Annotated in this window: 6 protein-coding genes; all 6 read left to right on the top strand. The window is 41.3% G+C overall.

Features of this window, described 5'->3' with window-relative positions; translation table 11 throughout:
• The first annotated feature begins 5 nt into the window (after positions 1-5).
• The 6 genes from KNP82_RS14750 to istA all read left to right on the top strand — a co-directional run bounded on the left by KNP82_RS14750 (position 6) and on the right by istA (position 12,664).
• Positions 6-5,189, top strand: coding sequence for an FtsK/SpoIIIE domain-containing protein (locus KNP82_RS14750; protein ID WP_214828657.1), 5,184 nt, complete (start codon positions 6-8; stop codon positions 5,187-5,189).
• Positions 5,190-5,250: 61 nt separating this feature from the next.
• The gene (locus KNP82_RS14755) at positions 5,251-6,132 is read left to right on the top strand and encodes a DUF4007 family protein (protein ID WP_214828660.1); all 882 of its coding nucleotides are present in this window, start codon (positions 5,251-5,253) and stop codon (positions 6,130-6,132) included.
• The gene (locus KNP82_RS14760; protein WP_214828663.1) at positions 6,125-9,484 is read left to right on the top strand and encodes a hypothetical protein; all 3,360 of its coding nucleotides are present in this window, start codon (positions 6,125-6,127) and stop codon (positions 9,482-9,484) included. The genes KNP82_RS14755 and KNP82_RS14760 overlap by 8 nt, the downstream gene beginning before the upstream one ends.
• Before the next feature lie 2 nt (positions 9,485-9,486).
• The gene (locus KNP82_RS14765; RefSeq protein WP_214710459.1) at positions 9,487-9,750 is read left to right on the top strand and encodes a hypothetical protein; all 264 of its coding nucleotides are present in this window, start codon (positions 9,487-9,489) and stop codon (positions 9,748-9,750) included.
• A gap of 127 nt (positions 9,751-9,877) precedes the next feature.
• Complete coding sequence (locus KNP82_RS14770) at positions 9,878-11,416, top strand: hypothetical protein (RefSeq protein ID WP_021066805.1); 1,539 nt, start codon at positions 9,878-9,880, stop codon at positions 11,414-11,416.
• Positions 11,417-11,641: 225 nt separating this feature from the next.
• Positions 11,642-12,664: an IS21 family transposase gene (gene istA / locus KNP82_RS14775; protein ID WP_251128782.1), complete on the top strand. Its 1,023-nt coding sequence runs from the start codon at positions 11,642-11,644 to the stop codon at positions 12,662-12,664.
• Positions 12,665-12,748 lie beyond the last annotated feature (84 nt).

Consider the following 12,748-nt stretch of genomic DNA (forward strand, 5'->3'; position numbering starts at 1 on the left):
TGAATATGCCAGTAAGCACTTCCTATAAAGAGACAATCATCGGGCATTGGATCGCGCAATACCTATTAAATTATCTCAAGGATCACAAAAAGAAAAATGCCGAGAAAGTACTCATTAAAATCGAGGGAATTAACGAAGATTACTTCCCAGCCATACTAAATGCACTCTTAGAAGATGAAAGTCAATTTAAATCGTTCTATCACCCTGTAATTCGAACAATTAAACAGATAGAGGGTTTTGATTCGTTCGTCTTAAATGAAAATGAAAATGGCGTCTGGTTAAGAAACAATGTGAAATCTAATGAAGCCCTCATTTTATTAATGAACGAGAAAACACCCGAAGCTCAAAGCTTAAAGGACATCGTCGCAATCGATGAGACACAATTGTTGTCGTCGGAAGGATTGCGCAGCCTCGATGAATCGCTTCATGAAAATTCTTACTTAGAACCGCATCAGATTAAAGATTTAATGAGATTGATTGGTGCTTATCAGTATAAGAATGAACTAGATTTACAACTTTCTATGTTGATTGCTTACTTAGAGGATGTCATCCAGACTAAAAATGATTCAGATGAACCTTTTAAAACAATTCTTGGAAAACAGCTGCCTCATTTCCGCTTATTTAAAGATGAGTTTTTAAAATTTGAATCATTAGAAGCACTGCGAAAGCAATTGAGAAAAAATTTCTTGTTGAGTCATTTAAGAAAAACAATGGTGTCTTATCTGGATTCTGAAAAGCTTTCTAAAAATGTTGAAAATTTCATGTCGAATGAGGAAAAGACAAACTACTCCTCAGAGATGTGGAATCAATTCAAGGATGAAGTTCATTTCCTTGAGAAGGCTATGGAATTTATTGAACGCAAAAATAACGATTTGTTGTCATTAGTATCGTATACGGATGCGGAGCGGATATTTGGATTTAAGGTATCGAATTCTCTAAAGGATAAATTGAACAATGCGCGAGATATTTTGATTGATAAGTACGTTATAGCAATCGACCTTGCGGAGACTGCCGAAGAAGAAAATCAGTTGAAACAACAAAAACTCGATGCGGAAAATCGGTTCGATAAAGGTGTGGAGGCCGTAAACGCTAAGTCTGATCTAGATGCTATCCGAGAATTTAGAGAAGAGTTTGAAGAAGAATTAGAGAAAGAAGTAATCCTAAAAAAGATTGTCAATCTTGAAAATAAGTTAGAGAACCCTTCTGAATATATTGATATCTTTGAGGCTGTACTGTCTGAGAGTTTAGTAATGCTTGAAGATATCGATCATGAGAAATTTGAAGGGAATCTTTCGTTTGAACTTTTTGTTGACGAAACGCAAAAATTGTCAGAAAAACAGGCGACATTCTTTAATTTCCATTTGAAATCGTTATCTATGCTCTCATCTAATATTATTGTCTTGTCTCATCTGAAGGGTGTAGAAGACGTTTCAGAAGAAATAGAAGTGCTTAAAGTGACTTTAAGACTTCTTCGAAATGAAGAACCATTGGCTAAAACAGAATTTAAAATTGATGCCGGTGAAGCAATAAGTGAAAATAGCTTCTCGCAGTTTATCAATCAGATTCAGAATGGATATTTACAATACATCGATGTCAAGCGCGGAACTCCAAGCGAACAGGATTTCCGAGACCATCTTTCAAAACAAACGAAATTTACATCGCTTACTGACAAACGATTGCTAAAACCGATTCAGCAATTTGATGAGTTCAATAAAGAGTACACTGCGCTTCTTCAGACTGTCTTAAATGAAGAGCGTGGGGCAACAATTGATGACATAACAAAAGCTGCGATTCTTACACAAGAATTCCTAAACTGTTCCGAAGCAGATGTCGATGGAGTTCGGAAAGTTTATTCACTATTGAATGACATAGGAACGATAAATATCGTTGAAACAAAAAACAGTAGACAGTCGGAAGTGGAACGGAAAATTGTATCCATTTTCAACCCGGTTCGTTTCATTGCTTATGGGTATAAGCTTGTTCACTTTGGCAAATTGATTGCAGATCTTTCAGACACGTCTCAAGGACGAAACAAGATTCAAGATGTAGAAGACCTGAAACAGTATAAAGAGTATTTAAGAGGTTCTTTTGCAAACTTAGCTCCTTCATATTATGTATCGCGTGAAAGTCATCATCTTTTCGCTCAAGATGAATTTTATGGGCAGGGTACTTACCTTGAAGGAGGAGAAATTGAGAGTGTTGCTTCTCAAGCAACTTCATTTGCTAAAGAGATTGAGAAGGTTGCTCACGATTATGTGCGTGTTTATCCATACACAGCGGATTGCTTAGATATCTTATTCTTATACGTAACGAATCTAGAGTTTGTTAAAAAGAGTATTGAGCAAATTCTTAAGAAAGATAGTGTTAGGAAATTAAATGTCACGATTCATAGTCCAGCTCGGGCAGCGATGCTGTACGACGAAATCAATCAATGGATACAGTCCCAAGAAGAATATATGAATGCTGTTGATGCATTTGGAGAATTTCCACGACTAGAAATTAATGTTCTACCATTTAGCGATTCAAAAACGCTTGAAGAAAAATTGGATACATTGATGCTTGATTTCGATTTAGCTGTTTTTATTGATTATTTTGGACAACAAGATAACCTTAAAATTCCGCATCAGTTTTATCTTGAAGCGCATAAAGAATGTGAGCTCGATGATAAGCAGTGGGCGTTCTATGAAAATCGTGAATTCAAATCGATTAAAGAGGGGACACGACTAATCAGCTACGTGTCACCGACACAACCGAAGCTCATGCAACAGTTTTATAACATGCAGGCTATTCTAAAAGACGGCCTAGTGATTGAACCTGAAAAAATCGGATTATTAAAAGGGCGTCTTTCTGTAACTCGGACTGAAACAAATACGTTGTATAAGATGGCACATGAAAAATTCAATTGGGTCATTACTTACGACAAATTTATGGATCCGCTCCTCATGAAACAAGTTGCGGAAGGGTCAAATATTATTCGCTATCACGTAAACCGCTCTGGTAAAGAAGAAATCAAAGTGCTCGTTTCTTCTTCAGATTCCATTCGAAGATCTTCTGAGAAAGACGTTGAGACGAACTACTATCGAACTAGACTCCATAGTCGATTAAAAGACCAATTGAAAGTCACGACGTTGGATGAACAGAAAGTAGATGAGTCTTTAAAAATTGTAAAAGATTTATCTGGCGGTCTCGTGCTCCGTGCATTAGGGCCGGGTAAATTTGTAAACGAATTTTTATCTGTATATCTGACGGTTGCTCAAAGTGGTAATCATCAAGATGCTGTCGTTCTATGGGACATGTGTGACGAGCTAGAATGGTTTAGAACACGACAAAAACGCCCGGATTTACTAAAGACAACGATTCAATATTCTGCAAATACTGAAACGTATGACATTAACTTTGACTTAGTCGAGCTAAAGCTCATTCAGGAAGAAAGCTATGTTAGTGAAGTGACAGATGCTAAAGTTCAATTACTATCAGGAGAAAGAGCACTGCAGAAATTCTTTAGACGATTTGAATCCACTCTTGAGAGAGAGTTGTATCTCAATTCGTTCTTGCTCCACCTCGAGGATAAACGCGCATATGAGGAGTACGAGTTAGCACTTCTTCACGAACTCAAGCATAATCCGAATGTAAAAATCAACTTCTCATTCACGAAGTCGATTTATGCGTACATTCATAATAAGAACACTGTGTTTGAAGGTAGAACTGAACTTTCACCAGGTCATTATTTTGAACGTGAGGATGAAGAGGGTATTTCTGTTCATACGTTCACGCGATCGTACATCCTTTCAGAGATGAATGTTTCTAGCGCTGAAGTGAAGTTAGAAATTGGGGATGAGGGTAGAATTGTTGAGCCGAATCCTGTTCGTGTTGTTGTTAAGCCAATTGATAAGGGGCTACCGAAAGTTCCAGAAGGAGAACAAGGAGATAATTCTTCTTCTGTAATGCCGATTCAATCGCCTACGGGCCAAGGTGCGCGAGATGAATCGGGTAACCCAGTTGACCCAGTTGAACCAAAGGCGTTACCTGCGGATCAGTATCCAGAAGAAATTGCGCTATCAAATGTTCAGGTCCCGAACGAAGAATCGTTTGACGCGGCTCTTCAAGAGCTTGGTAATCGTTACGCAGACACTTTGCAAACCAAGCTAAGAATTAATGGAGTGCAGTTTACTGTAGAACGTACAATTGTAGGGGCAAGTGTCATTCGGATTATCGGAAGAATTCCGCCGAACCAAAGCATCACAGCCGTAGAGAAAAAGGCGAAAGATATGCCGCTTTGGTTGCATATTGATTCTCCACCGACCATTTTCAGTGATCGTAACGGGATTAACATTGATATCAATCGAAATGATCCTGATACCATCTACTTCTCACAATTTATGAAGTATGTACGTAACAATGTGACAAATCAAGACTTAGAAAAAGGATTTATTGTTCCGATTGGTTTGAGTCCTTTGAATGAAGTCATGACCGTTGATTTTAATGGCACGGAGCCACACATGTTGGTGGCGGGATCGACAGGAAGTGGGAAGAGCGTTAGCTTAAACTCGATTGTCATGTCGATGATGTGCCTCTATGACCCGAATGAACTACAGTTTGTTTTCATCGATCCTAAACAAGTTGAGTTCTCAATGTTTGATGGGGTCAAGCATACAGAGAAAGTTTTATTAGACTTGAACGAATCAGCAGATTATTTAGATGTTATGATTGCAGAGATGGAGCATCGTTATAGCAAATTCCGAGATGCGTTTGCTAAGAATCTAATGGAATACAATGAGCTGTTAATTCAAGAAAACCGACATGACGAAATCATGCCAAGAATGGTGATTGTATTTGACGAGTTTGCAGACTTCATGATGCAGGATAAAGAGTTCGCTCAGCGAATCGAGACTGCTATCAAGCGTCTAGGCCAAAAAGGGCGAGCGGCAGGCATCCATATGATTGTCTGTACGCAATCTCCAAAGGCTGAGATTATCAGTACAACCATCAAGAACAACTTGGCAGCACGGTTATGTCTTCGCGTCACAGACGGCGTAGCTTCGAACGTAGTAATGGATACGTCAGGCGGGGAGAATTTGGCTGGAAAAGGTGACTATCTATTCAAGACAAACAAAGAACCGGCACGAGGCAAGAGTCCATACTTACAACCGCTCGCTTTACGTGCATTGATGCAATACTTTAAGAAATAAACCCGTGAAGTAGCTGCATAAGTAGCTACTTCACTTCTTTTGGAAGATAGGTGGGAAAATTATGGGATTTGGACAACATCAGAGTTTTTATTTTCGACCTTCGTGGATAAATAAAGGATTGACACACGTTAATCAGAACTCTAGATTTTTTTATGAAAAAAATCACTTTGAGGTATTAGGATTAGGAAAAAACATGGCGAAATCTTTGCGACATTGGTTGATTGCTACAAATGTTATCGAGGAGCAGAAGGGGAAACAAACAGTTCATGCCTTCACTGATTTTGGAAATGTCGTGTTCCGTTATGATCGACATCTGCAACATGGGCTGACGTTAGGAATGTTGCATTATAATTTGGTCACGAACAAAGACATCGCTACGACTTGGTATTGGTTCTTTAATGAGTATCGAGAATCAGTGTTTGATCGTGAACGTTTAACGAGGTCTTTAGAAAAATGGGTAGAAGTGAACGGGTTGAAGAGTGTCTCTGAAAATACATTGAAGCGAGATATAGATTGTCTTCTCAACATGTATTCGTTGAAAGATTATAAACAACTTACTCCTGAAGATGTCATTTCATGTCCGCTCGAAAATTTAGAGATGGTTTCTAAAAGCGTAAACAATTACTACACCAAGTCGTTTGCGGATGTGGAAGAAATCCGGGACATTTTATTCATGTCACTTTTAATCTATTCAGAAAAACATGGACAGACTGAATTTGCAGTCGAAGAATTAGCTGAGGCTCCAGAACTTTGGGGGAAGGTGTTTAATCTTTCGAGAAGCGCGATTGTGGAATATGTTACGCAGATGACTGAAGACTATCCATTACGGTTTATTCGTACAAACAAGCTCGATACGGTACTGCTGACTAAAGAAGTATCATCAATCTCAGCACTTGAAGAAAGATATAAACAATATAGTAAAGAGGTAAGTAGCTATGCATAAGTTTCAACCAAGTGTTAATATTTCGTACGATTTCCATAAGGACAATTTACTTACACAATTTGTACCAAATGATAAGCAGCTGAATATCATTCAAACAGTGCTAGAGACGGTCACAAATCCTAGTGAAATAACGAATGCCCATCTATTGATAGGTCCGTATGGTGCAGGGAAGTCAATGGTTGGAGCAATTATTTCAAACTTGATGATGAGTAGACGTAATGGGAAAGCGTTAAAAGGTTTCTATTCTAACGTCGCGCAAATCAATCAAGAGCAAAGCTCGTATTTGGAGAACGTAATCCGGTCTAAAGAAAAGCGATGGATTCCTGTAGCAATTGTTGGACACTCTGGGAAACTAGCAGAAGTTATTCTTCAAAATACGATTAAAGCGTTAAAAGATGAAGATATTTCTTTTAGCTTAAAAGGTGAAGAAGAACAAATTGTTCAAACGATTAAGAATTGGCGCAAGAATTATCATAATACGTACTCAAATTTGAAAGACTTGTGTGCGCAAGATGACCAAAGTATTGATGCACTAGTAGCTCAGATAAAAGCAGGAAATAAAGAAGCATCAGAGACTTTTAAAAAGTACTATACGATTTTGACTTCAGGTGCTACTTTAGCTGTCACTTCTTCAGCGAACGAATTAGAACAGCTAGAATATATTTTGAAGCAGTTAAAGAAACAAAAAATTGGGTTATTCATTACTTACGATGAGTTCGGACGTTTTCTCCAGCTGCTTGATAAAGCTAGCACGTACAAAGCAATGCAAGAAATGCAAGATTTAGCCGAACTTTCGAATCGACTTGAAAACTTAGGAGTGTTGTTTATTACGCACTCTGGTTTACGGCAATATGCAGAAAAAAATAGCTTTTCAAAGTCGGAATTAGAGCGAGTCGAAAAGCGTTTCCGTGCACATTATTTAGAGAGCGACTCTTCACTTTTTTATCGTTCTGCCTTTAAGGTGTTAGGGCGTCAAGATGAATTAAATACGCCTAGTCTATTTCTTCAAAATGACATTGAGCGATATAAAATTGACATAACTAAGTTCAATTTATTTCCTCAGATGTCTTCACAAGAAATAGACGGAACTATATTAGAAGGATGTCAGCCGATTCATCCGTTAACAATTTATCTCTTGCCACATTTGTCGAATATTCTTGGTCAAAACGAGCGTACGTTATACATGTTCTTAGCCCAGTTTGATGGCAAATTCGACGAGACAAAGTGGTATTATGCGGACGAATTGTTCGACTACTTTTACTCTGATGAAACACTATATTATCGTATCGAAGAATTAAAACAGTATCGTTTCGCCGTAAGTTATGGGGTAACCGATTCAGCTCTTCGTCTAATCAAGTTACTCACGCTTCTTGAGAACTTCAAAGGGAAGTTTGCAATTAAAGAAGATTTAATCAGTTTCGCACTTGGAATCAGTGTAGATGAGGCAAAAGCGGTTATCGATGAGTTGATTCAAGTGAAATTACTGAGATATAACCGAATCACAAATTCTTATGAAATGTATACAGGTTCAATTTTAGAGCTTGACGAATTGGTTCAACAATATCGTTTGAAGATAAAAGATGATGATTTTTTAAGAGCACAACCATTGAAAGAATTAATTAAGAACAAGTATTATCTGCCGTTAACATACAACAGCGAAAAAAGTATGACGAGATACATTGAGGTCGCTTTTTATTTTGATGTGGAGTCAATTTCGGAAAAACAGACGGCAGCGGATGGTGAGTTGTCTGTCATTCTAAGTTCAGCTGAAACAGAAAATTCACATCTTCAATTAATTGACCATTCAACTGCAGATAACCAAAGACTGTTTGTTGAATTTAAATTAGATAAACAAGAACTGGTCGAGAAGATTGATGAATATCGCACACTCATGCACATGTTAAGTGATAAGGTGCTTTTGAAGACAGATGAGCAGTTGGAATCCGAAATCGGTTACCGGATGGAAAATCTGATTTTTGAAATCCAACAGTATTTATCGCCACTTGAAAACTTTAGTCCTCAACATTTGAACTGGTTTTACGGTAACGAAAAAGTCAAAGGAATTACGTCTAGATTTGCGCTTGAAAATTTCTTATCAAATTGGATGAGCGAACGATTTAATGAGACGTTAGAGGTACGAAATGAAGGATTCAACAAGCAAAAGGTTTCAAAAGTTCAACGTAATGCGGCGGTTGGTGTACTTGATAAATTGATGAAGAGTCGTGCAATCGAAGGTATCGAGATAGATGGGTTTGGTCCAGACTACTTAATTTATGTCTCGATTTTGAAAAACAATCAAATCGACCCATTTAACTTAACGAACTTAAATTCAGACATATTGAAAAATATGCGAGCATCAATGCTAAATTATCTTGAGACTTCAGATCGTGGTAATTTGTTAACACTTATGCAAGTTTTACAGAAAGAGCCTTATGGCATGAGAAAACCAATTGTTCCGATTCTGACAGTTGCTTTACTAAAAGACTATTGGCATCAACTTTCCTTCTACGCTAATGGGCTATTTGTTGAAGAGATGAACGCAGATTTGTTGTATTCAATCCTTGAACAAGAAGCCAGTTTTTATGAATTCGAGTTCTTTAAAATGGACCAAAACATTCGTCATTCTCTTTTAGGAGTGAATGAGACCTTCTTTGGAAATTCATTTGAAGAACACCCGGTTCAACTGTTTAGCAACTTAAGAAGATGGTTGCGTCAATTGCCGAGATATACTCAAATCACTTCTCAACAAGCTGAATCAATCATCGAATTCAAAGAAATCATTCGATACAGTGAAATCGACCCAATGGATGCAGCGACACGGCTTCATAAACTAGTAGGACAAATTGATGGTAACTTCTCTACCGTGAAACAAGGCTTAGAAAACCATCTAACCAATGCTAAACATGACCTTAAAGAAGAAGCATTAAATGTCTTAGGAGTTCGAGAGGACCTAGATGAATGGATTGAGTTGAACCATGATTTAATATCAAAAAATCCAATTTTATTCGACGTGGTCAGTACAATGGAACGTGAAGAAGATTGGTTAGTAGTCTTGATTCGCAAAACAGTTGGAGTGCGTCTTGAAGAATGGTCGGACGTCACTCTTGATTCGTTTCAATCATCACTAAAACGATTACTAGTCGTTTCTGACGATGAGGAGACGATTCGAATCGTAACAAACGATCAAACGACTGCAACTATTCAAAAAGTGGAACTATCGGTAAAAGGGAAGACAGTATTTAATAATGTACAGCGAATAGTAAAATCTAGTGGTAGAACAATGCAAGCAGACGAAATGAAGTACATTCTTTACAAATTGCTCGAAGAATTAGAGACAAGTTCGGAGGAGTGACCATGCGTCTAGATTTAGTGAGGAAAATTGAATTTGCGATTCGTCATTATGGTGGGACTGCTACCTTGAAGGAAATCTATGATTATGTTGAAAAGTCATTTTATCAACTTGGTCTAGACGGATACAAAGATTGGAAATCTCAAGTCAGAAAGCATATCCACATGCATTCAAGTGACTGTGATATTTACCGGGGAGAAAGAGATTTGTTTTACGCAGTTGAAGGAAAAGGGAAGGGAATCTGGGGCCTTCGCCAACCAAATAAGTAACCGAAAGCGGAACCATTTCAGTTGGTTCCGCTTTCAATGTTTACAATACGTCACACCCCCTTGTCACAGAATGTTCAATCCTGTAAACTTCGAAACAGTGTGAAAAAAATGTATAAGGGGTTTATCCATGGAAATCGTTCAGCAGTTATCGCAAGTACAATTACTTAACCAATTCTGGTTGCTCATGGCCTTCGTCATCCCGATGGTCATTTTATCGCGGATGGTCGTGGCCGGTTCACGGTTCTCGCCAATCCTCGTCATCGTCATCTTCGGTCTCGGACTTGGCTTCGCCATGGTCGAGATGGGCATCGCGACACCGGGTCTCCCTGAGTTCCCGCTCGTCGACTTCATGTCACGGACGACGATCATCGCGCTCGTCGTATCGTTCTTCGTCGGTGGCCAAGAGCTCCGCAAGATTTTAAGCAAGCAAGAGCTCGACATGAAAGACATCGTCGTGCCATCGAAAGAAGAGATGTTCCTTGGGACAGGGCGGACACAGTTCATCTTCATCCTCCGTTCATTCTTCTTGCTCGTCGGTCTCGAAGGGTTCTTCCGCATGATGATTCAACCGGGCGCGGCAGAGGGCATCATGCTCTACTATCCGATCCTCGCGTTGATCGGTCTCGCGGCATCGTTCCTCTTGATCGACCACAAGGCGCAAATCGACGATAAGAAGGTATACATGCGTAAAGGCGTCATCGAGACAGTCTTGATGCTCGTCATCTTGTTCGTGTCGTACGGCATCGCCGTGGCAGTACAGCCGATTATCGCGCTTCCGCAAATCTTCTTCGCCATGTTGCTTTCGTCAGCACTCGGTGCCATCTTCCACAACTGGACGTATGGACCGACCGTTCGTGCGCTTCTGTTCGCCGGGATCCCGGTCGTCTTGGCCGCCAACTTCATGGTCGGTGGTTCACGGATCGGTGATGCGTTCGCCATCGAAGGCATGAACTCGATTCTCGTGTACGGTTTCTTCGGTCAATTGTTCTGGATGTTCGGTGGGATTGCGCTCCTCATGTGGTTCGCCCGCACAGGACACATCCGCAACCTCGCACCAGGTATGGCCGGCTCGCTCTCGCACAGTGGTCTCACAGGCGCATGTACGGCCGGTGACTTCGGTCAAGTGGCAGCCAAACGTGCCCCAATCATGATTAACATCCCGTTCTTCGGTCACATCTTCGTGTTCTCGATTTTGGCAGTCAGTGCCGACAATGGAGCGCTCTGGATCTGGCCAACGGCAATCATCGTCTTGGTCGGTCTCACGTTAACAGCACTCTCGCTCAAAAACTTGCGCGGTGCCAACGGAGAAGACTTCAAAGAAGTGAAGGCGCTCATGCAGTTTTCGTTCGGTTGGCAGATGATGGCGGTCTTCGGTGGACTCGTCATACTCAGCTTCAGCACGATCGCGTTCGACTACACGACGATGGCTCAATCGTCAGCCATCTCGCACTTTGGTCTCTTCGCAGCCGTCCAAGGCGGTATGTTCGGGACGGAAGCGTCGCTTCTCATCCCGCTCATCTTCTCGATGCCGTTCCTCGTTCACCCGATCGTGTTCTACATGTTCGGGAAGGCGCTCGATAATAACGGTGAAATGCCACGCGTACCGGTGTACGCGATGGCGCTCATCGGTGTCGTCGGAGTCTCGTTCGCGATTCTCGGCGTATAACAAAACAGCCGCTTCTACCAATGCGTAGAAGCGGTTTTTGTATGCTTATGTGTTTGTTGATTATTGCATTTAAAATGAGCCACTTGTGCATTCTTCTGAGCCACCGAGTGCGGACAACTGAGCCACTCAGTGCGGACACTATACCACTTATACGCTTAATACCTTTTCTCCCCTATACTTGAGATGCATGCCGTCGGCATGACATTGAAGTATGGGGGTTTTGTTTTGATTGATGGTCGCAAGATACTGGAACTTCATTTTGATGGGATCAGTCAACGCACGATCAGTGCGAGCACCGGACATTCGAGGAACACGGTGAGCGATGTGATTCAACGGGCCACTGAACGTGGCATCGACAGCTTGGAAGACAGGATGACAAAAAAATGGCTGTATGAGTTCTTGTTCCCTGAGCGTGAACCGATGGAAAAGGGTTACCACCCTGTCGATTTCGAGATGATTCACAAGGAGCTACAGAAGAAGAACGTGACATTGAAGCTGCTTCACCACGAATACTGCAGCACGGCGAGAGACGCAGGTAGAATCCCGTATGCCTATCGCTCCTTCACAGAGAAGTATGGATCATACGCAAAGAAGTACAAGCTGACCATGCCCATCCGTCGGAAGCCGGGCGAAGTCTTAGAGGTCGACTGGGCCGGAGCGACGCTGAAAATCATGGACAGTGCCGCCGGCGAGGAGATTGAGGCCTATGTCTTTGTCGCCGCGCTTCCGTACAGCCAATATTTCTACGCCGAGGCCTTCCTCGACATGAAGTCGCGATCGTGGCTGACTGCGCACGTACACGCCTTCGAATACTTCGGCGGCGTCACCGAGACGCTGGTTCCGGACAACCTCAAGACCGGAATCACGAAGCATCGCCGAGGCGACTCACAGGTGAATGAGGCTTACCGTGAGCTGGCGGACCATTATCGGACGGTCGTCGTGCCTAGTCGCATCCGCAAACCGAAAGACAAGCCGAGCGTCGAGGGTGCGGTCGGCTTCCTTTCACGTCAGATCATCGCGGCGTTACGGAATTACCAGTGTTTCCACATCGAGGATCTGAACAAGGAAATCCATTCAAGGCTCGAGGAGATGAACACCCAGGAGTTCCAAAAAAGAAGCGGTTCAAGAAAAAGCGTGTTCACGGAAGAGGAGAGCGCGACCTTGCGCCCCTTACCGAAAACACGCTTCAAGATGACGGAATGGCGAACCGCGAAAGTACAACTGAACTACCACATCCAAGTTGTGTAGACGTCAAGTTGATTTTGACACTTTTTGCTCGTTTGCCTTTTACACTTCTGCCGAAAACAATGATTTCCGGTTTCTCATCCGATG

It is taken from the genome of Exiguobacterium sp. s26, from assembly GCF_018618235.1.
Classification (GTDB): domain Bacteria; phylum Bacillota; class Bacilli; order Exiguobacteriales; family Exiguobacteriaceae; genus Exiguobacterium; species Exiguobacterium chiriqhucha.

Excerpts from the sequence above, each read along its gene's own strand:
- KNP82_RS14750 (WP_214828657.1), top strand. The coding sequence starts at position 6 with ATGCCAGTAAGCACTTCCTATAAAGAGACAATCATCGGGCATTGGATC.
- KNP82_RS14755 (WP_214828660.1), top strand. The coding sequence starts at position 5,251 with ATGGGATTTGGACAACATCAGAGTTTTTATTTTCGACCTTCGTGGATA.
- KNP82_RS14760 (WP_214828663.1), top strand. The coding sequence starts at position 6,125 with ATGCATAAGTTTCAACCAAGTGTTAATATTTCGTACGATTTCCATAAG.
- KNP82_RS14765 (WP_214710459.1), top strand. The coding sequence starts at position 9,487 with ATGCGTCTAGATTTAGTGAGGAAAATTGAATTTGCGATTCGTCATTAT.
- KNP82_RS14770 (WP_021066805.1), top strand. The coding sequence starts at position 9,878 with ATGGAAATCGTTCAGCAGTTATCGCAAGTACAATTACTTAACCAATTC.